23 protein-coding genes are annotated in these 25714 nt (G+C 51.3%); 7 read left to right on the top strand and 16 right to left on the bottom strand.

The window, feature by feature from the left end; all coding sequences use genetic code 11:
* Positions 1 to 70: 70 nt before the first annotated feature.
* On the bottom strand, positions 71 to 1861 hold the full coding sequence (locus tag OMQ46_RS13070) for a DEAD/DEAH box helicase (RefSeq protein ID WP_266237489.1): 1791 nt from the start codon (positions 1859 to 1861) through the stop codon (positions 71 to 73).
* Positions 1862 to 2035: 174 nt separating this feature from the next.
* On the opposite strand from OMQ46_RS13070, the gene OMQ46_RS13065 reads away from it, so the two are divergent.
* From OMQ46_RS13065 to OMQ46_RS13055, 3 genes are read left to right on the top strand one after another with little or no spacing between them, the layout of a single operon-like run.
* Positions 2036 to 2887: a formate/nitrite transporter family protein gene (locus OMQ46_RS13065; RefSeq protein ID WP_266237488.1), complete on the top strand. Its 852-nt coding sequence runs from the start codon at positions 2036 to 2038 to the stop codon at positions 2885 to 2887.
* Positions 2880 to 3089 (top strand): dodecin, encoded by a 210-nt coding sequence (locus OMQ46_RS13060; protein WP_266237487.1) that lies wholly within the window; start codon positions 2880 to 2882, stop codon positions 3087 to 3089. The genes OMQ46_RS13065 and OMQ46_RS13060 overlap by 8 nt, the downstream gene beginning before the upstream one ends.
* Before the next feature lie 20 nt (positions 3090 to 3109).
* On the top strand, positions 3110 to 4519 hold the full coding sequence (locus OMQ46_RS13055; RefSeq protein WP_266237486.1) for a dihydrolipoyl dehydrogenase: 1410 nt from the start codon (positions 3110 to 3112) through the stop codon (positions 4517 to 4519).
* On the opposite strand, the gene OMQ46_RS13050 is transcribed toward OMQ46_RS13055, so the two are convergent.
* The 7 genes from OMQ46_RS13050 to OMQ46_RS13020 all read right to left on the bottom strand — a co-directional run bounded on the left by OMQ46_RS13050 (position 4516) and on the right by OMQ46_RS13020 (position 10196).
* The gene (locus OMQ46_RS13050) at positions 4516 to 4860 is read right to left on the bottom strand and encodes an ASCH domain-containing protein (RefSeq protein ID WP_266237484.1); all 345 of its coding nucleotides are present in this window, start codon (positions 4858 to 4860) and stop codon (positions 4516 to 4518) included. The two genes, OMQ46_RS13055 and OMQ46_RS13050, sit on opposite strands and share 4 nt — an antisense overlap.
* Positions 4861 to 5430, bottom strand: coding sequence for a YSC84-related protein (locus tag OMQ46_RS13045; protein ID WP_266237482.1), 570 nt, complete (start codon positions 5428 to 5430; stop codon positions 4861 to 4863).
* A gap of 92 nt (positions 5431 to 5522) precedes the next feature.
* Positions 5523 to 7118 carry an ABC-F family ATPase gene (locus OMQ46_RS13040; protein WP_266237481.1) on the bottom strand — a complete coding sequence of 532 codons (1596 nt, stop codon included), beginning with the start codon at positions 7116 to 7118 and terminating at the stop codon, positions 5523 to 5525.
* Between the two features lie 64 nt (positions 7119 to 7182).
* Positions 7183 to 7452, bottom strand: coding sequence for a GIY-YIG nuclease family protein (locus OMQ46_RS13035; RefSeq protein WP_266237478.1), 270 nt, complete (start codon positions 7450 to 7452; stop codon positions 7183 to 7185).
* Positions 7453 to 7488: 36 nt separating this feature from the next.
* The gene (gene msrB, locus OMQ46_RS13030; protein ID WP_266237477.1) at positions 7489 to 7884 is read right to left on the bottom strand and encodes a peptide-methionine (R)-S-oxide reductase MsrB; all 396 of its coding nucleotides are present in this window, start codon (positions 7882 to 7884) and stop codon (positions 7489 to 7491) included.
* A 273-nt stretch (positions 7885 to 8157) separates the two neighbouring features.
* On the bottom strand, positions 8158 to 9510 hold the full coding sequence (locus OMQ46_RS13025) for an ATP-binding protein (protein ID WP_266237474.1): 1353 nt from the start codon (positions 9508 to 9510) through the stop codon (positions 8158 to 8160).
* 2 nt (positions 9511 to 9512) lie between these two features.
* Positions 9513 to 10196: a response regulator transcription factor gene (locus OMQ46_RS13020; RefSeq protein WP_266237472.1), complete on the bottom strand. Its 684-nt coding sequence runs from the start codon at positions 10194 to 10196 to the stop codon at positions 9513 to 9515.
* Positions 10197 to 10382: 186 nt separating this feature from the next.
* Here OMQ46_RS13020 and OMQ46_RS13015 point away from each other — a divergent pair, with 186 nt between their 5' ends.
* Positions 10383 to 10829 (top strand): Spy/CpxP family protein refolding chaperone, encoded by a 447-nt coding sequence (locus OMQ46_RS13015; protein ID WP_266237470.1) that lies wholly within the window; start codon positions 10383 to 10385, stop codon positions 10827 to 10829.
* 68 nt (positions 10830 to 10897) lie between these two features.
* Here the strand turns inward: OMQ46_RS13015 and OMQ46_RS13010 are convergent, their stop codons facing one another.
* The gene (locus tag OMQ46_RS13010) at positions 10898 to 11347 is read right to left on the bottom strand and encodes a hypothetical protein (protein WP_266237468.1); all 450 of its coding nucleotides are present in this window, start codon (positions 11345 to 11347) and stop codon (positions 10898 to 10900) included.
* 204 nt (positions 11348 to 11551) lie between these two features.
* On the opposite strand from OMQ46_RS13010, the gene ung reads away from it, so the two are divergent.
* The 3 genes from ung (at position 11552) to OMQ46_RS12995 (ending at position 16173) form a co-directional block, all read left to right on the top strand.
* On the top strand, positions 11552 to 12250 hold the full coding sequence (gene ung, locus OMQ46_RS13005; protein ID WP_266237467.1) for a uracil-DNA glycosylase: 699 nt from the start codon (positions 11552 to 11554) through the stop codon (positions 12248 to 12250).
* A gap of 131 nt (positions 12251 to 12381) precedes the next feature.
* Positions 12382 to 14271 carry an ATP-binding cassette domain-containing protein gene (locus tag OMQ46_RS13000; RefSeq protein WP_266237465.1) on the top strand — a complete coding sequence of 630 codons (1890 nt, stop codon included), beginning with the start codon at positions 12382 to 12384 and terminating at the stop codon, positions 14269 to 14271.
* Positions 14272 to 14274: 3 nt separating this feature from the next.
* Positions 14275 to 16173 (top strand): ATP-binding cassette domain-containing protein, encoded by a 1899-nt coding sequence (locus OMQ46_RS12995; RefSeq protein WP_266237463.1) that lies wholly within the window; start codon positions 14275 to 14277, stop codon positions 16171 to 16173.
* On the opposite strand, the gene amt is transcribed toward OMQ46_RS12995, so the two are convergent.
* The 7 genes from amt to OMQ46_RS12960 all read right to left on the bottom strand — a co-directional run bounded on the left by amt (position 16174) and on the right by OMQ46_RS12960 (position 25691).
* Positions 16174 to 19224, bottom strand: coding sequence for an ammonium transporter (gene amt, locus OMQ46_RS12990; RefSeq protein ID WP_266237460.1), 3051 nt, complete (start codon positions 19222 to 19224; stop codon positions 16174 to 16176).
* Between the two features lie 192 nt (positions 19225 to 19416).
* Positions 19417 to 20178 carry an elongation factor-1 alpha gene (locus tag OMQ46_RS12985; protein WP_266237457.1) on the bottom strand — a complete coding sequence of 254 codons (762 nt, stop codon included), beginning with the start codon at positions 20176 to 20178 and terminating at the stop codon, positions 19417 to 19419.
* 72 nt (positions 20179 to 20250) lie between these two features.
* Positions 20251 to 21006 (bottom strand): DUF4197 domain-containing protein, encoded by a 756-nt coding sequence (locus OMQ46_RS12980; RefSeq protein ID WP_266237456.1) that lies wholly within the window; start codon positions 21004 to 21006, stop codon positions 20251 to 20253.
* 309 nt (positions 21007 to 21315) lie between these two features.
* Positions 21316 to 21525: a cold-shock protein gene (locus tag OMQ46_RS12975; protein ID WP_266237455.1), complete on the bottom strand. Its 210-nt coding sequence runs from the start codon at positions 21523 to 21525 to the stop codon at positions 21316 to 21318.
* A gap of 311 nt (positions 21526 to 21836) precedes the next feature.
* Entirely contained in the window at positions 21837 to 22103 is a 267-nt protein-coding gene (locus OMQ46_RS12970; RefSeq protein WP_266237454.1) for an oxidative damage protection protein, read from the bottom strand.
* A 9-nt stretch (positions 22104 to 22112) separates the two neighbouring features.
* On the bottom strand, positions 22113 to 23159 hold the full coding sequence (gene mutY, locus OMQ46_RS12965) for an A/G-specific adenine glycosylase (RefSeq protein WP_266237452.1): 1047 nt from the start codon (positions 23157 to 23159) through the stop codon (positions 22113 to 22115).
* A 63-nt stretch (positions 23160 to 23222) separates the two neighbouring features.
* On the bottom strand, positions 23223 to 25691 hold the full coding sequence (locus OMQ46_RS12960) for an AsmA family protein (RefSeq protein ID WP_266237450.1): 2469 nt from the start codon (positions 25689 to 25691) through the stop codon (positions 23223 to 23225).
* Positions 25692 to 25714 lie beyond the last annotated feature (23 nt).

Genomic DNA, 25714 nt, shown 5'->3' with positions numbered 1-25714 from the left:
TTATTGTGGCATGCCGGTTTGCAGGAAGGAAGCCGGAGAGTATTGCGCTCTCCGGCCTGTTTAAAAAAACTTATCGGCGCTTCTGACGACCCTGAGGCGCTTTGCCGCCCTTGGCCGCTTTGCGCGGGCCGTTTTTCCTTGGCATTTTGCGTGAACCGGGCGAAGCAGGCCGTTTCTCACCGTCGTTTTCAGCCAGACTGATTTGCAGTTGATGCTGATTGACCCAGATCTTACGCAAGTGCTGGAAGATGTCTTTAGGCATGCCTTCCGGCAGATCGATAAAGCTGTGATCGTCCATAATCGAAATGCGGCCGATGAACTGGCTGTCGAGACCAGCCTCATTGGCAATCGCACCCACCAGATGTTTAGGTTCGACCTTATGCTCGCTGCCGACTTCCACCCGGTAGGTAATCATGCCGGCTTCGGTCTGGTGGCGAGTCCGCTCTCTCGGTTCACGTGCGGGTTTATCACCGCGCCTAGGTCGCTCGCCATTGTCAGCCTTGTCGCGGGGCGCTTTGCGTTCGCTGGTGTGCGACACCGGATTCAGCGGCCGTTGCTTCTGAACCAGGAAGGCGAGGGCGCCAGCCAGTTCCAGTGGGTCAGCATTATGCTCTTCCTGATACTGGGCAATCAGGGTTTCAAAAAAGCCCAGATCCTGTGATTCGATAGTTTCGGTCAAGAGCTGTTTAAAGGCCATCACACGACGATCAGCGATATCTTCGCTGCTTGGCAGTTGCATGCGGGCAATGGTCTGCTTGGTGGCTCTCTCGATGGCACCCAGCATGCGCTTTTCTCTGGGAGCAACGAACAGGATCGCTTCGCCTTTACGACCGGCACGGCCGGTGCGACCGATACGATGCACATAGGATTCGGTATCGTAGGGAATATCGTAGTTGACCACATGACTCATGCGTTCAATATCAAGACCGCGTGCCGCGACATCGGTGGCGACCAGGATATCGATTTGGCCGGCTTTCATTTTTTCGATGGTCTTTTCGCGCAGCGCCTGATTCATGTCACCATTGATCGCCGCTGCCGCGTAACCCCGTGCTTCCAGCTTTTCAGCCAGATCCACGGTCGCGTTCTTGGTGCGTACGAAGATAATCATGCCATCGAAATCTTCGACTTCCAGGATCCGTGTGAGGGCATCCAGCTTATGCAGCCCCGTCACCTGCCAGTAGCGTTGGTTAATGGTATCGACGGTTGAGGTTTTGGCCTTGATATGTACCTCAACCGGATTTTGCAGATAACGTTGAGCGACCCGGTGAATCGGCTTGGGCATGGTCGCTGAAAACAGCGCAACCTGACGTTCCTGCGGGGTTTCCTGCAGGATGGTTTCAACGTCATCAATAAAGCCCATGCGCAACATCTCATCGGCTTCATCCAGTACCAAGGAACGCAGTGCGTCGAGCTGCAGTTTGCCGCGGCGGATGTGATCCAGAATACGGCCCGGTGTGCCCACAATTACCTGTGGATTACGCTGCAGCGCACGCAGTTGCAGGCCCATGCTCTGGCCACCGTAAATCGGCAGCACATGGAAGTTTTTGATATGGCGACCATAGCCCTGAATGGCTTCTGCGACCTGGATGGCGAGTTCACGGGTTGGTGTCAGAACCAGTAGTTGCGGCGCCTGCTGTTTGCCGTCAAGACGGCTTAGCAGCGGCAGTGAGAAGGCCGCGGTCTTACCGGTACCAGTTTGCGCCTGCCCAAGCAGATCCCGGCCTTCCAGTAATGGCGGAATGCTTTGTGCCTGAATCGGGGAAGGGGTTTCATAACCGGCTTCCTGAATCGCTTTGAGAATAGCCGGGGCAATACCTAACTCACTGAATGAGGGCATCGTTTCACGATGTTCTGTGGACATGAATAAACCTGTGATGGTCAGTTTTGAACGCAAAACTGATAAGCGGGGTGTAAAACCCGACATTATACGATGCTGACTGAATAAAAGACAGAAAAAACATTTGTTTATTGACGAACTGGCAAGCGGCACTGCACAGGCTTTATGATGAACTTGAGTGAGGTAAAGGAGACACCGATGGATCAGTTTTCAGTGGATGCCTACACGCCACAGCAGATTGCAGCCCGTGTACAACAGCTTGGCGTCACCAAGGCGACGGGGGACCCCTTGCAGGTGTTTGCTCTGGCGGTGCTGGCCGGTGCGTTTATCGCTCTGGGTGCAGCATTTTTCACCGTGGTGACCTATGATCCTGGCAGCATCGCCGGTGGCCTGTTACGGTTGATGGGCGGCCTGGTGTTCTGCCTTGGATTGATCCTGGTAGTAGTTGCCGGGGCTGAACTGTTCACTGGTAATAACCTGATTGTCATGGCTTTTGTCGACGGCAAGGTGACACTGGGCCAGCTGCTAAAAAACTGGCTGATTGTCTATCTGGGTAACTTTGTCGGTGCCATGGGCATGCTGTTGATGATTTATTTCAGCGGTCACTGGCAACTGGCTGATGGTGCCGTCGGCGCCAAGGCAATTGCGATTGCCAACAGCAAGGTCAACCTGAGCTGGCTGGAGGCGCTGTTTCGCGGCATTTTATGTAATGTGCTGGTTTGCCTGGCCTTATGGTTATGTTATGCGGGCAGGACCGTAGTGGATAAGGTGCTGGCGATTTTGTTTCCCATTACTGCCTTTGTGGCGCTGGGCTTCGAGCATTCGGTTGCTAATATGTATTTTATCCCGGCCGGTCTGCTCGCCAGTCTGGAGCCCCACATGCTGCAGTCGCTGATGCCGGTCGATATCGATAATCTCACCATAACAGGATTTTTATGGCACAACCTGCTGCCTGTAACTGTAGGCAATATGCTGGGCGGCGGTTTGTTCGTCGGCCTGGTCTACTGGTTTATTTACCTGCGCAAAAATAAGGAGAGTACTCATGACTGATCATATTTATAAAATCATTGAACTCACCGGCAGCTCGCCTGAGAGCACCGATCAAGCGATCCGTAGCGCTGTCAGAAAAGCGGGCGAAACCGTCAAACACATGGACTGGTTTGAGGTGGTTGAAACCCGCGGCTCGATTGAAAACGGCGATGTCCAGTTCTGGCAGGTCACCATCAAGGTCGGTTTCCGTATCGAAAGCTGAGCCAAGAGGCGGGGTAAGGGATGCGTACCGACGTAGTCATTATTGGTGCGGGCACGGCCGGCCTGGCTGCCGCCAGAGAGGTCAGTAAGCAGACTGAGGATTTTTTGCTTGTTGACCCGGGGCCGCTGGGCACGACCTGTGCCCGGGTCGGCTGTATGCCCTCCAAGCTGCTGATTGAGGCCGCCAAGGCTTATCATCGCAGGCTCAGCTTTGCAGAGTTTGGCATTCAGCATGCCGATAAGCTGGCAGTGGATATGCCCGCGGTGATGCAGCGGGTTCAAAAGCTCAGGGATTTCTTTGTTGACAGTACGCTGGAAGCCACTGAGCGATTCAATCAGCAACTATTGAAACAAAAGGCCCGCCTGCTGGGGCCTAATCGGGTGAAAGCCGGTGGTGAAATCATTGACTGCAAAAAGATTATCATCGCCACCGGTTCACGACCGGTGGTGCCTGACAGCTGGCAGGCTTTTCATGAGCATATTCTGACCAGTGATAATCTGTTTGATCAAAATGGTTTTGCCAAGCGGATTGCGGTGATAGGACTCGGTGCCATCGGCCTCGAAATCGCCCAGGCCCTGAGCCGCCTCGGTGTTGAAATCACGGGCTTTGGGTCTGACAAGATGTTGGCAGGGCTGAGTGATAAACAGGTTAACAATGCGCTTCACGAGAGCCTGAACAAAGAATTCAAGCTTAAGCTGGGCGAAGATGCGGAACTGGAACAGTCTCCAAATGGCGTCAAAGTCAAAGCCGGTGATTTCAGCGATGAATTTGAACAGGTCATCGTCGCGATTGGGCGCAAACCCAATATCGATAATATTGGCCTTGAAAACCTCGATATTGAGCTTGATGAGCAGGGGCTTCCCCATGTCGATCCGCATACCTTGCAGCTTGAAGACCAGCCGGTTTTTATAGCCGGCGATGTGCGGGCCGATACCATGCTATTACATGAAGCCGCAGATGATGGCCGTATTGCCGGTCACAATGCGATGGCTGAATCGGTCTCTTCGTATTGCCGTCGTATCCCTCTCAGTGTGGTGTTCTGCGAGCCGGAAGTGGCGGTCGTCGGCCAGCCTGCCGGAGAGTTGGAAAAGCAGGATTATGTGTCAGGTAAAGTCGATTTCTCAAAGCAGGGCCGGGCCAGAGCCGCGCGGAACAACAGCGGTTACCTTAAAGTCTATGCAGACAGACAGACTGGCAGGCTGCTCGGAGCCGAAATGGCCGCCCCTGATGCCGGCCATCTGGCACATCTACTGGCACTCGCTATTCAGCAGAAAATGACCGTGACCGAAATACTGGCGATGCCGATTTATCATCCAGTAGTGGAAGAGGGATTGCGGACTGCGCTTCGGGATTTGCAATCGAAAATCTCGTCAGAGGGTGGTTTTGATTTATCCCGCTGTGAAGCGATGAGTGCCGAGGCGCTGGATTAATTGCTCTGTTTCTCGAAGCTATGCACCCAGACCTGGTGGGCGTCATTCCAGTCCATACCGGCATGCATACTGATGATCAGTTGTTGGTAAGTACTCAGATCGGGAAAGCCTTCCGCTTTGGCATCGCTTTCCGTCATGTCACCCAGAGACTGTCTTTCCAGTCCGGTAATTACAAACTTTGCTGAACCGAGAAAAAAGGTTTCACCGGGATAAGCATACACGCCATTGCGGCGTTGCTGGGTTTTCCGCCCGGCGAGTGCGACATCGACCAGCCGTTGATGAGTTACCAGTCGGTCGATGTCGCAGGTCTTGGGGGGATAATTCGAGTGCTGTTCTGACATTTATTTGTTGATTCTGCTGAATTTGGCGCCTTCCAGCGTCAGGTTGAACATCAGCCCCTTGTTACTGAACATAAAGCCGACGATAGGATCCTCGATATCAATGGTGTTGATATCTTCTCCGGTGCCCCACTCCACGACTGCAACTGAGCCATCCACGCCGGCTTTCCAGCCTTTACTGTTGCGGAAGTAGTTCAGTGCCTCCTGTTCCAGAAAGACAATCACCAGCGATTTGCTCTGCGCGCCCAGTTGCAGGCCAATGGAAGCGGCGGCGGTGCTGTAATAAGACACGGTTTCACCATTAATCATCAAAGCGCCTTCACCATATTCGCCACCAATACCAAAACCGGCTTTGATGATTTTGGGGAACACAAGCACCCCTGTGGCGCGTTCCAAAAACTGCTCGCCACCGGGAACCTCAACTTTGAATTCTTTCAGGGTTTCGCTGACGCCGATATCTATCTCTGTAGCGGAAGCTGCCAGTGTCAGTGCCGGGCTGGCAAAAAACAGCATGCCCAGACTGGTCATCAGGAGGGTCCATTTTTTCATAATATGCTTATGCCACTGTTTCATGCCGTTGTCCTCAGATTGAATGATGGCAATACAGTAGCATGAAAAAATGACAAAAGTTGAGGCCTGACTGGCGCTTAGCAGAAATTCAGAACCTAACCAATGCCCAGGCTTTGCAAGTACTCATCATAGCTGCCATGGAAGTCAGTCAGACCTTCGGCTTCCATATCAAAAATGCGGGTTGCGAGTGAGGAGACGAATTCACGGTCATGACTGACGAAGAACAGCGTGCCATCGAACTGCTCCAGCGCCATATTCAGTGATTCGATCGATTCCATATCCATATGGTTGGTAGGTTCGTCCATGACCAGGATGTTGGGACGTTGCAGAATCAGCTTGCCCAGCAGCATGCGGCCTTTTTCACCACCGGATAGGACATTCACTTTTTTATCGATCATATGTCCTGAAAACAGTAGACGCCCCAGCGTACCGCGGATTACCTGTTCATCGTCCTCGGGACCGGCCCACTGTGCCATCCAGTCATACAGGTTCATGTCGTTTTTAAACAGATGGTCGTGGTCCTGGGCGTAGTAACCGATATTGGCGTTTTCCGACCATTTCACTTCACCGCTTTTAGGCGGCATATCACCGACCAGGGTTTTGACCAGGGTGGATTTACCTATCCCGTTGGGGCCGATAATCGCAATGCGCTCGCCTACTTCGGTGATAAAGCTGAAATTATCAAACAACGGTTTGTCACCGTCGAAGAACTGACTGACTTTGCTGACTTCCAGCGCGTTACGAAACAGTTTTTTGTCCTGAGTAAAACGAATATAGGGGTTAACGCGGCTCGACGGTTTAATGTCATCAAGCTGGATTTTTTCAATCTGCTTCTGACGCGAAGTCGCTTGTTTGGCCTTGGAAGCATTGGCCGAAAAACGCGAGACAAACTCCTGCAATTCCTTAATCTGCGCTTTTTTCTTGGCATTATCCGCCTGCAGGCGTTCGCGGGCCTGAGTGGAAGCAATCATGTAATCATCATAGTTACCGGGATAAACACGCAACTCGCCATAATCCATATCCGCCATATGGGTGCAGACACTGTTAAGAAAGTGGCGGTCATGCGAAATGATGACCATGGTGCTGTTTCGCTGATTGAGAATATCTTCCAGCCAGCGGATGGTGTTGATATCCAGGTGGTTGGTCGGTTCGTCGAGCAACAGAATATCGGGATCGGCAAACAGTACCTGCGCCAGCAGAATACGCAGCTTCCAGCCCGGTGCGATTTCACTCATAGGCCCGTAATGCTGTTCCACCGGAATCCCCACACCCAGCAATAATTCGCCGGCGCGGGCTTCGGCGGTGTAACCGTCGAGTTCGGCGTACTGGCCTTCGAGTTCAGCGACCTTGATACCGTCTTCCTCACTCATCTCCGGCAAACTATAGATACGATCGCGCTCATGATGCACTTCCCACAGCGCTTTATCGCCCATGATCACCACATCGATGACCCGCTGATCCTCATAAGCGAACTGATCCTGTTTCAATACGGCGAAGGATTCATTCGGATCCCAGCTGACATTACCGGAGGTCGGTTCCTGATCGCCAGCCAGAATTTTCATGAAGGTGGACTTACCGCAGCCATTGGCGCCGATAAGGCCGTAGCGGTTGCCGTCTCCGAACTTGACCGAGACGTTTTCGAACAGGGGCTTGGCCCCGAATTGCATGGTGAGGTTAGCTGTGCTTAGCAAGAGAGAAATCCTGTCGTTAGGAAAGTCGACGGGCGACGTGAAAAACCCGCCATTATACACAGACTTAGTGGCCGCGAATAAGGGCGATTTTGGCTTGTCTGCTGAGTTTTTTTATTGCGGCTTCGCGTTTGGATGCACTACTGCGATCGGGGTGTTTTTCCTGATAAACCAGTTTGCGTGGCGGGCTGGTATGAAAAAATCTAGCACCGCCATTCAGCGTCTGGTGCTGAGCGAAGCGTCTGTTCAGATCCGTTGTAATACCGGTATAGAGTTTGCCGTTATCTGCTTCAATGATGTAGACGAACCAGTCCTGGACCTGAGTGACGTCTGTCATTCAACAGACTCGCCAAAAGCGGCCGACAGGGCAAGTTCAATCTGCATCAAAATCGAGTGCTACCGAATTAATACAGTAACGCAGGCCGGTCGGCGCCGGTCCGTCGTCAAATACATGCCCGAGGTGGGCATCGCAGTGCTGACATCTTACCTCGGTACGATCCATTCCATGACTGTAATCGGCATGATGAGTCACGGCATCCACATCGACCTGGGCATAAAAACTGGGCCAGCCACAACCGGAATCGAATTTGGTTTCGGAGTTAAACAGTGGCTGATGGCAACAGACGCAACGGTAAGTGCCGTCGTCCTGCTTGTCGACATAAGCGCCGGAAAAAGGCGGTTCGGTTCCGGCTTGGCGGGTCACGAAATACTGTTCTTCAGTTAGCTGTTCTCGCCACTGAGAGTCGCTTTTATCAAGTTTGTCAGGCATGTTCGCTACAACAGTTCAGCTTCGACAGGGCGACATTGTAAGCAAACTTGTACAAAAATTCAGCAGTGAGGGGGAATCTCTGAAAAAAAAGCCGGCCTGGAGGAGGCCGGCAAAACTCGGTTTTCAGATTTAAGAGAGAGGGAGAGTCAATGCGCGAGCCTGGCAAGGCATCTTCGCTCCATCGGTTATAAATAATAATGATTTGTATTTAGCTTTTCAAGTATTTTTTTGAGTTTTTTTATTCAGCCTCGCTGAAGGTCAGTAAACCAGTGTTCATAGCGGCAGTTTGATACATAAACGCAGGCCACCCTCTGGCCGGTTTTCAGCTTCTATCTGCCCCCCATGCGCAGCCACGGCACGCTGGGCAATTGTCAGTCCCAGCCCGATGCCATCACGCCGTTGAGGATCTCCACGGAAAAACGGTCGGAACAGCTTATCCAAATCTGTGTCATTGACGCCCGGACCTTCGTCTTCAATCGTGATCTCGAAATGTTTATTACTACTGCCAGCCAGACCGGCAATCACACTGATATGGCCACCGGCATCACTGAATTTGATGGCGTTCCGAAGCACATTTTCGATGGCCCGGTGTAACAGTTCCTGTTGACCGTGCAAATTGGCAGGACCGTTGTGTTGATAGCGTATCTGTACGGATTTGGCTTCAGCTTCAAAACGGGCATCGGCGATAATTTCATCGAGCAGAAGATGGATATCGATCTCTGTCGGCTGGTTCTGAATAACACCGGTCTCCATTCTCGACAAAAGTAACAGTTCACCCACTAACTCACTCATTCTCTGCGCTTCCTTTTCCAGGCGGCTGAGCGTAGTGGTGACTTTTTCCGGTTGTTGCTGAGCAATGCCGATAGCAGCTTGCATTCGTGCTAACGGTGAGCGGAGTTCGTGAGAGACATCATGCAACAACTGACGCTGGCCGTTCACCAGACTACTGATTTGTGAAGTCATGAAATCAAAATTCTGGCCCAATTCTGCCAATTCATCACGACGGTTTTTCATACCCGCTCCCACACGGGTATCGAGGTTACCGTCGGCGACAGATTGAAATGCCCGTTTAAGTGAACTGATAGGGCGGGTGAAATACCAGGCCAGTAAGGCACTGAACAGCAGACTGGCAATGACAGCAGAGCTGATAATCAGGAGTAAGGGGAGATGTTTCAGCACCCAGCTTTTCTTGAACAGTGGTCCGGGCGCTTTTTCAGGTTCTGCCAAAGGGGCGTAGAGCAGCCAGTTCTCACCATCGAGCCGGACCTGGTCAATAATGCGATCTTTGCCTTTGGCAAGCAACTGTCTGGCCTGAGATAGCGCAGACATATCAATTGGTCGGCCCAGCAAGTCCTCATTGTCGATGTTGACCGCCAGCAATGGTATCAGCCCGTCCTGTTGCGTTTGTTTCAAAAAGCTCGCGAGGGCGTTGACGCCCTGACTGCGGCCAATATCGGCGGCAACCTGAACGTAGGGAATGCCACGGAAGTCAATCAGACGCTCTTCACGTGATAAGGGATCGTCATCAGTGGCGTGCTTGAGCCAGACAAAACTGCCGGTACTGATCGCTGCAGCCAGCAGTGTCAACCAAAACGAGAAAAAGAACTTCCAGAACAAACGGCCCATACTCATTCCTTGATCAATTGATAGCCTTGCCCACGGATAGTTTGAATCAGGTAGTGGCCGTCAGCATGCTGGCCCAGTTTTTGACGGATACTGCTCATATGGACATCAATGCTACGGTCAAAGCGTGCCAGCGGACGCCCCAGCGCTTGCTGAGACAGGGCCTGTTTACTGACGACATGACCCGCTTCACGTGCCAGCACTTCCAGCAGATTGAACTCGGTGCTGGTTAAATCCAGTACGTTATTTAACCAATATGCCTGACGACTCTCAGATAAAATGGTCAGCGGGCCAATACTGAGCTGGAGTTGTTCCTGTCTGTTTGACTGTTCAGTGCGACGCAGGATGGCACGAATCCGCGCGACCAGTTCTCTGGGCGTGCAGGGTTTAGGCACGTAATCATCGGCACCGGATTCAAGGCCGATGATACGGTCGATATCATCTCCCTTGGCGGTGAACATCAACACTGGAATCAGACTCTGCTGACGGATTTGCCGCAGCACCTCAGTGCCTTTGATATCGGGCAACATCATGTCCAGGATGATAAGCTCAAAACGACCTGATAAGGCTGCTGTCAGTCCGTCATGACCATTGAAACGGGTTTCAACTGAAAACTGTTCCTGCTGCAGGTAATCTTCAAACAGTTCTGCCAGCTCCACATCGTCGTCAATTATAAGTACAGAGGCCACTGAACACTCTCTTTTTGATAATGTGCCAATCATAGCGATTCAGTGGGGCAGCAACCAGACTGCAGGACGCATCTTTACTTATTTTTACCTCCCTCTAACGTTTCTTTACCTCTATCTGCATGATACTGGCGGCGTGTTCTGCACACGTCCGCTAAGGGCGCTTTTATTTTTAAACGGAGATTGAATATGAAAAAACTGCTAATCGCTTTATGCCTGCTGCCACTGGTTTCAGTCGCCCATGCCGGTGACCATGACAAAAAACAATGCGATGGTCACAAATACCACATGAAACACAAAAAAGCCGGTGACGTGCCGTTTTACCTTAGGGATATCGATTTGAATGAGACGCAGAAATCCCAAATCAAGGCGTTGATGGAAAAACGCCATGCTGACCGCAAAGCGAATAAGCAAGCCTATTGGGACAACAAAAAAGCCATTTATGCGCTGACCCGTGCCGACAACCTCAATGAAGCTGAACTGGAAAAACTGGTTGATGAGTCGATGGCAATGAAAAAACAGTCAGCGATGGAACGGGCCCGTTTCCATCATCAAGTTTACAACCTGCTGACAGCAGAGCAGCAGCAGTTAATGGAAGCTAAGCTGCAAAAAATGAGGGAAAAACACGGCAAGTAAAACGTCGTTGAGTTCAGACACGGTGCCCTTGATCCTCTCCTTTCCCGCACAGAGGGCACCGTGTTTTTTTATTTGAGCTTGGATAATTCTGTCAATGCATAGCCTTGCGGATAGCCCTTGGCGCGGATATTAAAATAATACTGGCAGTAGGCCGAAAAATTATGTGGAGTACCTTCAGTCGGGAGGTGCGTGAAATTATCAATCAGGCTGACCGCGCTCTCTTCAATGCCGATTTCCAGCAGCATGTCCTCCAATTGCACTGCACGATTGGCAATCATCCGCGGGCTCTCGCGGAAGTGGTCTGAGGCCTCGTTGAGCAGGTTGACCCGGTGAGACTGACTGGTGACTTCGCCAGCGAGTGCAGCGTGACTTCGGATAATCAGCCAGTCGGCGGGATTGACTTCATGATGCGACTCCAGCCACTGAGGTATTTCTTCCTTATTACTTGGATTATTGACGGTGCTGTCGCTGGTTAAGTCAAAATCATCTTCACTGCAGGCTGCTATCAGCAATAGCATTATCAATAACATTGGGGTTAAGCGTGACCGACTCACAGGTGTGTCCTCCTATCTAATAACACAAGGAGATTAGCAGCCATCTATTCAGTCTCATATCTGACTCACTCCCGCTTTTATCAGGGTGGTTTTCCCGGCTTGCCGGACAGGCAGCAAAAAAAAGCGCAATTCGTTATCATCTGGGACGGGTTAAATTGAGGAAATAAAATGGTTCTGGAGAGTGCGCCCAGTTGGCAGGCCCCGCTGCAAAAAGAATTTGATGCGCCTTATATGCGGGCATTGAAAGAGTTTCTGCGCGGCGAAAAAGACAAGCAAAAAGTTATCTATCCGCATTCATCCAACTGGTTCCATGCCCTTGAGGCGACGCCGCTGGATGCCGTCAAAGTGGTTATTCTGGGGCAGGATCCCTATCATCAGCCGGGGCAAGCGCATGGACTGTGTTTTTCGGTGCAACCCGGAATAAAAATCCCGCCCTCACTGATGAATATTTACAAGGAATTGGAGAATGATTTGGGGATTCGCCCGGTCAGTCATGGCTATCTGGAAAGCTGGGCCAGGCAGGGCGTGCTGTTGCTCAATGCAGTACTGACCGTGGAGGATTCCAGAGCTAATGCGCATCAGGGCAAAGGCTGGGAACAATTCACTGATAAAGTGATTGAAATCATTAATGAACAGCGCCGTAATGTGGTCTTTATGCTATGGGGCAGTTACGCCCAGCGTAAAGGCAGCATGATCGATAGCAGCCGTCATCTGGTGCTCAAAGCGCCACACCCATCACCTTTATCGGCACATCGCGGCTTTCTCGGTTGTGGTCACTTCAGTCAGGCGAATCAATACCTGCGGGACCACGGACTCACACCAGTGGATTGGCAACTCCCCGAGCAGCCTGAAGCAGCAAAATCCTGATCCCAGTCACGCGCGCTTGGTACAATGCGCGCCATGATAAATAGCAGTGGATTACATTCTTCATCTGAAACACGCGTCTGGGACGGTAACGGTGCCATTGCGCCCTTGTTCGGCCAGCCGGGAGCAGTGGCATGATTAAATTCAGCCAGGTTTCCCTGCGTCGCGGCAGCAAGTTGCTGTTTGAAGCCGCCAACCTGATTATTCATCCGGGACAGCGTATCGGTCTGACCGGTGCCAACGGGACCGGCAAATCCAGCCTGTTTGCGATGTTACGCGACGAGCTTCACGCCGACAGCGGCGAAGTGTCGTTGCCCGAAAGCTGGGTCATCGCACATGTGGCGCAGGAGACACCGGCAGTCGACACGCCAGCGATTGACTATGTGCTGCAAGGCGACAGCGAGCTGACTCGCCTGCGTCAACAACTCGCCGTGGCGGAAGAAGCCGGCGATGGACACCGTCAGAGCGAGCTGCATGACAAACTGCTGAGTATCGACGGCTATGCCGCTGAAAGCCGAGCCGGCAAGCTGATGCATGGGCTGGGTTTTAAAAACGGTCAGGAAAACTGGCCGGTGACCGCTTTTTCCGGTGGCTGGCGCATGCGGTTGAACCTGGCGCAAGCGCTGATGTGCCGATCGGATCTGTTACTACTCGATGAACCCACCAACCATCTGGACCTGGAAGCGGTCTACTGGCTGGAAGACTGGTTACGCGCCTATCCCGGCACCCTGTTGGTGATTTCCCATGATCGCGACTTCCTGGATCGGGTCGTCACCCATGTTGCCCATATCGAGTTGGAGCGGATCAAGCTCTACACCGGCAATTATTCCGATTTCGAACTGGCCCGCGCCGAGCATCTTGCCAATCAGCAATCTGCCTATCAGAAACAACAGCGGGAAATCGCGCATATGCGCAGTTTCGTGACCCGGTTCAAAGCTAAAGCAACCAAAGCCCGCCAGGCGCAGAGCCGGGTCAAAGCGCTGGAACGAATGGAACTGATAGCGCCAGCGCATGTGGACTCGCCGTTTCATTTCAACTTTCTGCCCCCCACGCGGTTGACGACACCGCTGTTGAGCCTCGACAAAGCGGCCGTAGGCTATCATGACACGCCGCTGCTGGAGCATATTGAATTGAGTCTGGCTCCGGGCGACAGACTGGGCTTACTGGGCCCCAACGGCGCGGGCAAATCGACGCTAATAAAATTGATCGCCGGGGTGCTGACGCCACTGGCAGGTAAACGCCGTGAAGCCAAAGATATCCGCATAGGTTACTTTGCCCAGCATCAACTGGAACAACTTCGTCCGGAAGACAGTCCACTGCGACATTTGCAGCGGCTGGATCCACGTGCCAGTGAGCAGGAGCTGCGCGACTTTCTGGGTGGTTTCGGTTTTCATGGTGACAAGGCGCTGGAAAAAGTGGCGCCGTTCTCCGGTGGTGAAAAAGCGCGTCTGGTACTGGCTATTCTGGTCTATCAAAAACCCGCCTTGCTGCTGCTGGATGAGCCCACCAACCACCTTGACCTGGAGATGCGACTGGCGCTGACAGTGGCGCTGCAGGAATTTGAAGGTGCTCTGGTGGTCGTCTCGCATGACCGGCATCTTCTGCGTACAGTGACGGATGACCTGTTGCTGGTGGCTGGCGGCCAGGCCCGACCCTTTGATGGCGATTTGGATGATTATCGTCAGTGGCTGCAAGAGCAGGAGCGGCAGGAGAAAAAGCCGACGGAACAAGGGCCATCCAATAAAAAACAGGATCGTCAGGCGGCCGCTGCGCGCCGACAGAAATTGCAGCCGATCCGAAACAAGCTGAAATCTGCGGAAAAAGAGATGGAGAAACTGACTCACTCTCTGACCCAACTGGAAACGCAGCTGGCCGATAACTCGCTCTACTCCGAGGCCGGCAAAGACAAGTTAAAAACGCTGCTGGCGCAACAGGCGGATCTCAAAGCGGCCCTGGAACAAACCGAAACTGACTGGCTGCAAGCCAGCGAACAACTGGAATCGGCTGAAGCCGATGAGGAATAGACTTTGGCACTTTTGTCATTAAAACAAGTCACCGTCAGCTATGGCGGTCCCAATCTTCTGGACAAGGTCGACTTTCAGCTCGATCGCGGGGAACGGGTCTGTCTGGTCGGCCGTAACGGGGCCGGGAAATCCACCCTGATGAAGCTTATCGCGGGTGAAATTAAAGCTGACAGCGGTGAAATTGTCGGTGGTCAGTCGATCAAAATTGCCCGGCTGGAACAGGAAGTTCCGATAGGCACCCACGGCAGTGTATTTGATGTGGTCGCCACGGGGCTGGGGGAAGTCACACCGCTGCTGGTCGAGTATCACCATCTTCTGCACGAGCTGCAGACTGATAGCAGTGAGGCCTTATTAAACAAACTGGAGAAGGCCCAGCACAAACTGGAAGCAGCTGATGGCTGGTCATTGGAACAGCGGGTAGAGACGGTGATTTCACGCTTGTCGCTGGATCCGGATGCCGATTTTGACAGCCTGTCGGGCGGGAAAAAGCGTCGTGTTCTGCTGGCACAGGCGCTGGTAAAACAACCGGATATTCTGCTGCTGGATGAGCCCACCAACCACCTGGATATTGAGTCGATTACCTGGCTGGAAGGGTTTCTGAAAAACTATGGCGGTACCCTGCTGTTCATTACTCACGATCGAACATTCCTGCAGGCGCTGGCAACCCGGATTGTGCAACTGGATCGGGGCCAGCTGGCCAGCTTTCCCGGTGACTATCACAATTACCTGAGAAAACGTGAAGAGATGCTGGCGGCTGAAGCCGAACAAAATGCCCAGTTCGACAAGAAACTGGCTCAGGAAGAAGTCTGGATCCGGCAGGGCATTAAAGCCCGGCGCACCCGCAATGAGGGCCGGGTCAGGGCACTGGAGAAAATGCGTCAGGAACGCAGTCAGCGACGTGAGCGTCAGGGCAGTGTCAGCATGCAGCTACAGGAAGCCGAGCGTAGTGGCAAGCTGGTGATTGAGGCGGAACATATTGGTCAGAGCTACGATGGCAAAATGCTGTTTGCTGATTTCAGCACGGTCATTCAACGCGGCGACCGCATCGGGATTATCGGTCCCAATGGCTGTGGTAAAAGCACACTGTTGTCGATACTGCTGAAACGCCAGACGCCGGAAAAAGGTGAGGTGAAACTGGGGACCAATCTGGAGATTGCTTTTTTTGATCAACTGCGCAGCCAGCTTGATGAAGAGGAGAGCGTGGTGCAGAACGTCGGGCAGGGCAGCGACCACGTCGATATCAACGGCAGCCGTAAGCATATTATCGGTTATCTGCAGGACTTCCTGTTCACACCTGAGCGGGCAAGAACGCCGGTTAAAGCTCTATCAGGCGGCGAACGTAACCGTCTGCTGCTGGCGAAATTATTCACCCAGCCAGCGAATTTGCTGGTGATGGACGAACCGACCAACGATCTTGATGCCGAAACCCTGGAATTGCTGGAAGATTTACTGCTGAATTACAGTGGCACGCTGCTGCTGGTCAGCCATGACCGGGCTTTCCTGAATAATGTCGTCACCAGCAGTATCGTTTTTGATCCAGATGGCGGCCTGCGCGAATACGTTGGTGGCTATGAGGACTGGCAGCGCCAGTGGCAACAGACGCAGAAACAAAAATCGACGGCTGCACCGGCCAAAACAAAGCAGGCGGAACAACCCGTCGCACAGAAAAAGAAATCCAAGCTGACCTATCAGGAGCAACTGGATCTGAAAGCGCTGCCGGCCAAAATTGAAGAACTGGAAGCCAGACAACAGGCTTTTAACGACCAGATGTCCGATCCCGGTTTTTACCAGCAGGACGCGGCCAGGATCACTGAGGTCCAGCAGCAGGTTGCGGCACTGGAAACAGAACTGGCAGCTGCTTATGAACGCTGGGAAACGCTGGAGGCCAAACAGGGTGAGTAATCACGCTGGAAGTCTTTGTTCCAGGAGCGCGGCAATATTGTCGACCGGTATCGGACGACTGTAATAATATCCCTGGTAAATATCACAATGGTTAAGCTTCAAAAAGCTTAGCTGCTCCTCGGTCTCAACGCCCTCGGCGATGATGATCAGACCAAGACTTTTCCCCAGTGTGATGATGGCTTTACAGATTGCAGCATCTTCGCGATTACTCTGACATTCGCGAATGAAGGCCTGATCAATTTTCAGAATATCAACCGGAAATTTTTTCAAGTAGCTCAATGAGGAATAGCCGGTTCCGAAGTCATCAATTGACAGTCTGATACCTGTTCTTTTGAGGGCCTTCATCGCCGCAATACTCTCATCGGTATTGCCGGTGAGCACGCCTTCCGTAATTTCGATCTCCAATAGCTCTGCATTAAGCTCATATTGTTGCAGCTGGTCTGAGATCAATGTCGACAGCGTTTTGGTATGCAGGTGCTGGCCGGAGACATTAATGGCTACCGGTAACAGTGGAGAACCACTTTCTCGCCATGAGGCCAACTGTTTTATTACGGTTGTGATAACCCATTCATCCAGTTCAATAATCAGGTTCGAGCCATCGATAAGATGAATAAAATCGCCGGGCATGATTAACCCGTATTCTGGATGCTGCCAGCGAATCAATGCCTCGAAGCCCACTACTTCATTGGTTTCAATTGAGACTTTGGGCTGGTAATGCAATAGCAGTTGATCTTGTTTAATCGCTTCAGGAAGTGCATTTTCCAGCTCAAACTGTTGCTTGTTCTTTTCACTCATTTCTTCGAGATAAATGCGATAAGTATTTCGTCCTGCCTGCTTCGCGCGGTACATCGCAATATCTGCCTGCTGCATGAGTTGTTCAGAGTTAATCTTTCCATGTTCTGAAATGGCAATCCCGATGCTGGTTCTGACTATCAGTGTCTCTTGACTCAGATGTACCGGCATCTGCATGGCTTCAAGAATCTGAATCGCTTTGTTTTCAGCATCCTGCTGGTTTATCTCACCAGATAAAACAACAACAAACTCGTCACCGCCCCAACGACCAACCAGATCCAGCTCTCTGGTGACGGCGGACAGCCGTTTTGCTACTTCACAGAGAAGATCATCACCGGCCTGATGCCCGAGGTTATCATTAATTTTTTTGAATTGATCGAGATCCAGAAACATCAGAACCACTGACCCAGCCACCTGACGGTGGTATTCAATCCGCTGCTTGAGATTGTTAAGGAAGTAGGTGCGGTTATACAAACCGGTCAGAGGATCGTTGTAAGCCAGTTGTTTGAGACGATTTTGCAGTTTAATTTGTTTTGTGATGTCCCGGATGTGCAGTGTGTACTCAACTTGTGGATGATTGCTGTCCGTTGTTTGCGTGATAACAACTTCGGCCGGAAATTCCTCACCATCGCTGCGCGCGAGCTCAGTAATATTCTGCCGTTTTAAGACTAAGCCATCCCCGGCAACAAAACCCTGTGACAAACTGCTTAAAGCTGCTGTCCGGGAGTCGGTTGAGATAAACAGGTTGAAGAAGTTTTCGCCCAATACTGACTTACGCGACATGCCAAAACACTGTTCAGCAGCCGGATTGAACTCAATGACTTTACCCCGGGCATTGATGGTGACTATGCAGTCCATTGCAGCCTGAAGAATAGCGCCCTTACGAAACTCGCTTTGTTTGAAGGCATTAAAGGCCTGATCCCGTTGATCAATTTCCTGGTTCACCTTGTCAATAACGCGATTATATTGCTGCGCAATTTGTCCGACTTCGGTAAAAGGTTCTTCAGGAACGCGCGATGAAAAGTCAGATTGTTTTTGCTGATTCTGCATCGCAGCCAGCAGGTCAAATACCTCGGTGCTGACTCTGTGCTCGGCGACATTGAGGCCAATGAGTTCTGACTGAGAATCAACCCGAAAAGAATAAAAGCGGTTGATGATTTTGAACAGAAAATAAGCAACACAAAAACTGTAGAGACCAATACTGATAACGCCCAGTCCCTGCACCATCAGCTGTTCTGACAAGGTTAAACCATTGCCAATTTTTTCAGTACTGCCGAACAAGGCGACAGCCAGTGTGCCCCAGATACCGGCAAACAGATGAACCGGTACAACCCCGATCGCGTCATCAAGCTTTTTCCGATCCATCAGGCGATCACCATAAAACACGATGGCACCACCGATGACGCCTATCAACATTGCCTCCAGCGGGGTAACAACATGACAGTTCGCGGTGATTGATACCAGGCCACCCAGTGCGCCATTAATGATCATCAATACATCAATATAGCCGTCAGAGAGGTATTTGATCAGTGTGGTGGCGATCCCACCCCAAACAGCTGCGAGGAGGGTATTGAGGATGATCCCGGGCACCGTATTATCCCAGACCAGTGTGCTGCCACCGTTGAAACCAAACCAGCCGAACCATATCAGCAGCCCACCCAGAACCGCTAATGGCAGGTTGCTGCCCGGAATACGACGTTCGGACAGATCATAACGGCCGATTCTGGGACCGATAATCATAATTGCTGCCAGCGCGACCCAGCCACCGACAGAGTGAACGATAGTGGAACCGGCGAAATCAATAAAACCCAGTTTCTCCAGCCAGCCTGTGGCTTGCCCAGACAGAATGCCCGACCACGCCCAGTGACCGATAACGGGGTAAATAAACAGTGAAATAACAATGGTAATAAACACATAACCAATGTAACTGGTTCGCTCGGCAACGGCACCGGAGACTAATGTTGCTGCTGTTCCGCAGAACATCATCTGGAAAATAAAAAAGGTAATGACACCAGCCGAACTGTCACCACCAAAGGCAAAATCACTGGTGCCGAACCATCCTACAGCAGAATGGCCGAACATAATGCCAAAGCCAAGTAGCCAGAATATGGCACTGGCCAGGGTAAAGTCAGTGATATTCTTGGCCGCGACATTGATACTGTTTTTACTTCTGACCAGACCACTTTCCAAACACAGAAAGCCGGCCTGCATCGTAAAAACCAGGAATGCCGATAAGAGCAACCAGAGATTATCCACCATGACCTCCTTTTCTTATTCGCCTCATGATTTTTTACGACAAGAAAAAAGAAAAATCCAAGAAATTTACGTTTGTCGCAGCTAAAAAAACGACACCCGAGGCGGTGTGATTAAGGCAAGGTCATGAAAAGCATAAAAAAAAGCCATTGCTATTAAAACAATGGCTTTTCCTGAATTAAGTTCGGAAACTAATTATTATTCATCCAGTAGCGCATCGCGGTCATCAACACCGCGGCGTGGCAGGATCCACATTTCGTACATGGAGACGGTCCACATAAAGGCAAATGACAAGGCCATTGACCCACCGGCAATGATAACAAGCCAGGCGAAATTAGGATTCAGTTTGGTTAACCACCAGGAGGCGATATCCACCAGAAGAAAAACATACGGTGTGGAGATGGCAATCACCTTGAGCGGCTTGGGTACGCCAGCGGCCAAACTGAAGATCAGGCCGACAAACATAAAGATAAAGGCGATACCGAACAAGTGAATGTGCGAGACGCGAGCCAGCGCCGAGATGCTGACACCGGTATCAACCAGGGCGCGGTCTTTGATGTTCTGAAAATCGCTGTAATCAGGGATACCACCACCATCAGCGTTGTGACAGACAATACACTTGGATTCAAAAATGCTCTGAATACCCTGTTCCTGATAAGCTTCTTCGGTCGCGCCCTGATGAATCCAGTTGATGATCGCATCCCGTTCCTCATCGGTAGCCATCGGCTTCATGGAGCCGTGCAGTTTGTTTTCCAGTAATGAGTTACTGCGGTTCCCATAATAGCTGTAGACGATGTCATCAATTGACAGGCCATATTCACCGTCGGCAAGACCGTGGGTCAGTTGAATCTGAACGACGGCCATCAGATAACCGACAGCAACAACGATCAAGTAGCCGCTGAACAGTGCTTTAAGGGATGTTCCCTGACTAGCCAGGTTGAGGTTATGCGATAAAGCCATGGTTTTTCCTTTACAGTTTTTGCGGGCATTATGTTATTACATTCGGCTCCGTAAGAGTAGCAAACGGCCCAATTACTGCTGACCGAATACGGTTTTCAATAATTCGGTAGTTCGAGCTGCAGGATTCTCGCGGATCTTTTTCTCTTCCATTGCCAGCATCGTGAATAGGCCATTGAGTGCCTGCTCCGTCACGTAATCAGGCAAATCAACGTTCAGTTCCTGACCGACGACCGGTACGTTGGCAACCCTGTCGCTGAGTTGATTGTAGTAGCGGGTTGAGCCAACTTGGTCCAGAGAGTTTTTGATGCTGGGACGGAACAGTTCTGTCAGTCGACCGCTGGTCTGTTCCCGGAAATACTGAGTGGCAGCATTCTCGGGTCCATTGAGAATATTCCTGGCATCTGAAATCGTCATGCGCTGGATGGCATCAACAATAATCGAAGTCGCCTCAGGGGCAGCTTCTTCCGCGGCACGGTTGATACTGGTTTGGAATTCATCAGCCATTTCGCTCATTCCGACCTGGCGTAGCAGATTGCCGACTTTTTCTACTTGCGGTGGCAGAGGTATACGGATTTCAGGGTTACCCAGATAGCCATCGGTCTGACTGATCCTGTCTATCGCGCGTTGACTGCCGACATTGAGGGCTTCTTTCAGGCCTGACACCAACGTGCCGCTGTCCAGCGAGTTGCTGTTGGCCTGCTCACCAGGCAACAGGGTTTTACCTGCGTCTTTCAGATCATTCAGCATCGTGTTCCAGTCGGCGCTGGCGCTGTTGATCGTCAACAGCGGGGTGATAAGCAATATGGTTACGAATGTTCTGGCTTTCATCGCGGTATCCTTTGCTTGTGGCAGCGGCATTGCTGTCATACTCTGGTTCATTGTCGCCGATGCGCTTTTGCAGTCAAGTTAAATTCGGAATGTGATGATGAATAATACCGATGACAGATAGAGGTCAAATCTGGAACTTTGTATGACGGCGCCTACTTGTCAATAAACGACAGTTGAGCAGCATCAAGAGACCAGACGCGAAACCAACCGATGCTGAAGCGATATCATGGCGGTTGAACCAATCTGCAACATAAAAAAAGCCGGTCAGCTTGTGCCGACCGGCTTTTGAATTCTTATCTGCGGGATAGATTATCCGGGGACAACGTTTTCCGCTTGTGGTCCTTTTTGACCCTGGGTCACTTGCATGGTCACGCTCTGACCTTCTTTCAATGTTCTAAAGCCCTCTGCCTGAATCGCAGTGTGATGGACAAAGACATCCGGGCCATCCACCTGTTCAATAAAGCCGAATCCCTTAGCATCATTGAACCATTTAACTTTTCCTGTTACTTGATCTGCCATATCAACCTCAATCTTTAAAACTATACCGGTGCTTTCCAGCGCCAGCGAAAATCAGCTTCAGAGGAAGCTTATTGCATTGTAACCCTAAAAAATGCAAAGAAGTCAGCATTTTGCGTCAATAAATGCAAATTTTTTTGTTTGTAAGCAGCCGACGTCCTGAGCTTTCCATGGGCTGGTTATGTCATTAAGTCAATAATGGCAGGGGCTTTGGGCAGTGCCAGGCTTCAGTATCGACATGAAGTCGTTACAGTCAGAAATTGGCCTGAGGATATCGAAATTTCGACTTTTAGCGGAAAATTGAATGAAGAAGCTTATTCCGGCACATAGTCAGAAGGTGGCGCAGAGCCTTCACCAAAGAAGAACTTTTCCATTTCAGTTTTGAGAAATGCCTGCGATTTGGGATCAGCCAGGGACAGACGATATTCGTTTATCAGCATCGTTTGCTGACTCAACCACATCTGCCAGGCTTCCTTGGAAACGGATTCGTAAAGCTTTTTCCCCATCTCACCGGGATAAGGTGGAAAATCGAGACCTTCAGCCTCTTTGTTGAGTTTGGCGCAATGAACCATGCGTGCCATAAGTACCCTCTAATAATTTAACGTTTTCAAAAATGATTTCACCGGTGCCGGCAGGCCCAGTTCATAAGTATCTTCTATTCTATACCACTTGCCCTGGTCTTTGTCGGCAACCCCTTTGATTCTGCAACGCAGCAGTACGGGGTGGATATCCAACCTGAAATGGGTAAAGACATGTTGCCGTGGTGTCAGATTCGTAGTGGATTGGACCTCGATTTTCCAGTGCTGCTCGCAATAATGGTTAATGTTTTCATCATCACTGATTTCCGGGAAGCTCCACAAGCCACCCCAGATTCCTTGCTGCGGGCGCTGCTCCAGTAGCACCTCGCCAGACATGTTGAGTAATACCAGCCAGCATGTCTTGCGGATAGGAATGGCTTTTTTGGGTTTTTTACCGGGAAAAGCTTCTGGCTGACCCAGAGCATGGGCCTGGCAATCAGTCTTCAACGGACAATGGCGGCAATCGGGTTTAGTACGGGTACACAAGGTAGCACCGAGATCCATTTGCGCCTGGATATAGTTGGCAATCCGCGTCTCTGGCAGCAGTTGTTCAGCATATGACCAGAGCCGGTTTTCCACCTGTTTGACGCCGGGCCAGCCATCAACGGCAAAATAACGCGCCAGGACCCGTTTCACATTGCCATCCAGAATCGGGAATCGTTGATGAAAAGCCAAGCTCATAATCGCACCAGCGGTGGATCGACCGATGCCTGGCAGGCTGGTCAGGTCTTCCAGGCTGGCCGGCATCTCTCCTTCATAAAGTTCAACAATCAGCTGCGCGGTTTTATGAAGGTTACGGGCACGGGCGTAATAACCCAGGCCGGACCAGTAAGCTAAGACTTCATCCTGCTGGGCAGTTGCCAGTGTTTGCAGGTCGGGAAAGCGTCGCGTAAAGCGCTGGTAATAATCAATAACGGTGCTGACCTGCGTTTGCTGCAGCATAATCTCGGACAACCAGACATGATACGGTGTTGGATCCTGTTGCCAGGGCAGATCCTTCCGGCCGTACTGGTCATACCAGTTGAGTAGGGCTTGGGAAAAGTTGAATTTCGCGGTCATAGTCGGACAGAAAAAAGCCCGCGACCGATCCTCAGTCGCGGGCAGGATTTAATGCTGGTGTGATCAAAAGAAGTTTTTCAGTTTGTCCTTAACCGCGTCTTCGAGTTGCTTTTCAGGTGATTTTTCTTCTTCCGCCGGCGCCGCCTCCGAACCGGACTGCTCATCACTACTTTCAGTTTTTTCTGGCTCGCCGTTGGCAGCGGAATCTTCAGTCTTTGATTTTGTGCCTAAAGCACCGCCAAGCAGTCCACCGAGATCATCACCCAGTTTTTCTTTAAGTTTTTCTTCGGCCTTGCCTTTGAGTTCTTCCTTGGCTTTGTCTTTCACCATACTCGCCAGATCAACGGTTGGCTTGGGATTACTGAAAGTGCCGGTAATTTTGACGGGAATACTGAGCCCTTTGAGTTCAGCCAGTTCTTTTCCGCCCTGTCCGGCAATAGTGCCAACCACCGCTACCTTGAGGCTGTAGTCTATGGTCTCCTGAGGCAGACTGGCCTGCCCCGCGCCATTGATCCGGAGTAATGGTGATTTCAGTGCCAGATCCTGATTGTCAATCACCCCATTATTTGCAGTGAAAGTGCCACTCAGCGCAGAGAAATCGGTCTGCACCGGCTCATCTGATGCTGCCGGTTTTTGTCCGGAGAGCGCGGCTTTGGCTTTGCGGATCGCCTCAGCGATATTGATACCTTTCAACGCGCCTTCGCTGAAGGAGAAACCGCCATTACCACTCAGGGTTTGTTTGATCTCCTCAACGGTAGCACCGCTGCCGCTGAGTTTGGCGTTAGCATTGGCGGTACCCGTGATCTTAGCCTCACCGGTCATATCTTTCAGCAGGGGTTCGGCCTGGACCCCTTTGACGCTCTCATCGATTGAGAGTTTGAGCTTGTCGCCGCGCGCATCCAGGCTGACGTTACCGTTGTATTGACCCTGATAAAGGTCAGCGCGCATCGGTGTCAGCTTTACCAGGCCGTTTTCAGCGTTGATAGTGACGTGAATATTTTCACTGGTCAGACCACTCGCCGTCATCTTGCCAATATCAATTTTGCCTTTGGCATTGATTTGACGCAGCGTGTCGAGTGGCAGCGCACTGGAACCACCCGTCGCCGCTGTAGCCGGTGAAGCCGCTGGTTTGTCCTCGTTTTCTTCAACAGGTGGCAGGTAACGATCCAGGTCAATTTGATCCAGTTTCAGATTAAAGTTAAAGCCGGGTTTGCTGAAATTGTTGACTGCAAACTGCCCGGTGAGCTTGCTCTGATCCAGGGTCAGGTCCAGTTGCTTGGCATTGATGCTGGAAGTTGAGCCCTCGAATTCTGATCGCAGCTCGATTTTTTCCAGTGTGCTGTTATCGGCCATTGCCGGCAGTTCAACATTCATATCATCTGCCAGTTGCCGCAGGTTAAATGGCTGAATATGGACACTACCGGCAAAACCCGGGTTGTCAGACAGAATGTTGTTCGCCTTGATGTCGGCTTCCATCAGCAGCTCCTGCAGCGACAGCCGCAATGCAGTGAGCGTGACAGTCTGCTGTTCAAGATTGGCGCTGACGTTAGTAGTGAGCTCAAGTTGGGCCTGTTCACCCGGTAGAGACGGATCAGTGATATCTGCCGTCAGGTTCAGCCCATCGATGGTGGTTTGCTGACTGCCCAGGTTGCTGTTGATTTTACCGGTCAGCTTGGCATCAATCGTTTGCTGCTCATTGTTGGCTTTGGCAGTCAGCGCCATATCGCTGAGGGTGACCAGTTGCTGTGCCATATCCGCGTTAATATCACCTTCCAGTGCCACGTCAGCCTGAGTAAAAGGCAATGCCTTACCCTGAGCGATAGTGGTGAAACTCAAGTCGGTCAGTGCGTATTGCTGTTTCTCCATGTCGACCATTACTTCGGAGTTGAGCGTGACATGGGCCTTCACTTCCGGTTTGGCACTGATCAAATCAAATGCCATATCCAGTGAGGTGGGTTCCCCCGGTACCAACGGGTCGGTGGTGAGATTGAGATTTCTCAGCTGATAATTAACGCCCTGAGAGGCATCAGACCATAAAATGTTGGCATTGGTCAGTTTGACACCGGCAATGCTGACCGCGGCCAATGCCGGTCCGGCTTTTTCTTCGCTGGGTTTGGCCTTTTCTTCAACGACTTCGTCGGCCTGGGTCAGATCGTCCCAGTTGGTCTGGCCTTGCTTGTTGGTCTCGAGATTCAGCACCAGCCCGTCGAGCACTACCGTGTCCATTTCCAGTTGTTTTTTCAACAAAGGCATCAGTTTGATGCGAATTTCTGCCTGTTCAACCTTGGCAAAAGAGTCGGCTTTGAATCCCTCGGCATTACTGAGTGACAGCGGCCCCAATTCCAACGCAATCCAGGGGAATACGGAGAGTTCGATATCACCCTGCAGAGTCAGATTGCGTCCGGTGACTTTCTCAACTTGAGTGGAAATTTCATCTTTGTAATCGTTGGGGTCAACGATGAATGGCAATGCGACCAGACCGGCCACGATAATCAAAATGATGGCAAAAAGCAGTTTTAGGGCAATGCGCATAGTCAATATTCCGTTTATGAAGA

The organism is Methylophaga sp. OBS1 (assembly GCF_026319365.1).
This window is presented reverse-complemented; position numbering and strand designations above follow the sequence as displayed.

Excerpts from the sequence above, each read along its gene's own strand:
- OMQ46_RS13070 (WP_266237489.1), bottom strand. The coding sequence starts at position 1,861 with ATGTCCACAGAACATCGTGAAACGATGCCCTCATTCAGTGAGTTAGGT.
- OMQ46_RS13035 (WP_266237478.1), bottom strand. The coding sequence starts at position 7,452 with ATGACAGACGTCACTCAGGTCCAGGACTGGTTCGTCTACATCATTGAA.
- OMQ46_RS13015 (WP_266237470.1), top strand. The coding sequence starts at position 10,383 with ATGAAAAAACTGCTAATCGCTTTATGCCTGCTGCCACTGGTTTCAGTC.
- OMQ46_RS13065 (WP_266237488.1), top strand. The coding sequence starts at position 2,036 with ATGGATCAGTTTTCAGTGGATGCCTACACGCCACAGCAGATTGCAGCC.
- OMQ46_RS13055 (WP_266237486.1), top strand. The coding sequence starts at position 3,110 with ATGCGTACCGACGTAGTCATTATTGGTGCGGGCACGGCCGGCCTGGCT.
- OMQ46_RS13010 (WP_266237468.1), bottom strand. The coding sequence starts at position 11,347 with ATGCTATTGCTGATAGCAGCCTGCAGTGAAGATGATTTTGACTTAACC.
- OMQ46_RS13025 (WP_266237474.1), bottom strand. The coding sequence starts at position 9,510 with ATGGGCCGTTTGTTCTGGAAGTTCTTTTTCTCGTTTTGGTTGACACTG.
- OMQ46_RS13050 (WP_266237484.1), bottom strand. The coding sequence starts at position 4,860 with ATGTCAGAACAGCACTCGAATTATCCCCCCAAGACCTGCGACATCGAC.
- OMQ46_RS12960 (WP_266237450.1), bottom strand. The coding sequence starts at position 25,691 with ATGCGCATTGCCCTAAAACTGCTTTTTGCCATCATTTTGATTATCGTG.
- msrB (WP_266237477.1), bottom strand. The coding sequence starts at position 7,884 with ATGCCTGACAAACTTGATAAAAGCGACTCTCAGTGGCGAGAACAGCTA.
- OMQ46_RS12985 (WP_266237457.1), bottom strand. The coding sequence starts at position 20,178 with ATGGCTTTATCGCATAACCTCAACCTGGCTAGTCAGGGAACATCCCTT.
- mutY (WP_266237452.1), bottom strand. The coding sequence starts at position 23,159 with ATGACCGCGAAATTCAACTTTTCCCAAGCCCTACTCAACTGGTATGAC.
- ung (WP_266237467.1), top strand. The coding sequence starts at position 11,552 with ATGGTTCTGGAGAGTGCGCCCAGTTGGCAGGCCCCGCTGCAAAAAGAA.
- OMQ46_RS12975 (WP_266237455.1), bottom strand. The coding sequence starts at position 21,525 with ATGGCAGATCAAGTAACAGGAAAAGTTAAATGGTTCAATGATGCTAAG.
- OMQ46_RS13000 (WP_266237465.1), top strand. The coding sequence starts at position 12,382 with ATGATTAAATTCAGCCAGGTTTCCCTGCGTCGCGGCAGCAAGTTGCTG.
- OMQ46_RS13060 (WP_266237487.1), top strand. The coding sequence starts at position 2,880 with ATGACTGATCATATTTATAAAATCATTGAACTCACCGGCAGCTCGCCT.
- OMQ46_RS12970 (WP_266237454.1), bottom strand. The coding sequence starts at position 22,103 with ATGGCACGCATGGTTCATTGCGCCAAACTCAACAAAGAGGCTGAAGGT.
- OMQ46_RS13045 (WP_266237482.1), bottom strand. The coding sequence starts at position 5,430 with ATGAAACAGTGGCATAAGCATATTATGAAAAAATGGACCCTCCTGATG.
- amt (WP_266237460.1), bottom strand. The coding sequence starts at position 19,224 with ATGGTGGATAATCTCTGGTTGCTCTTATCGGCATTCCTGGTTTTTACG.
- OMQ46_RS12980 (WP_266237456.1), bottom strand. The coding sequence starts at position 21,006 with ATGAAAGCCAGAACATTCGTAACCATATTGCTTATCACCCCGCTGTTG.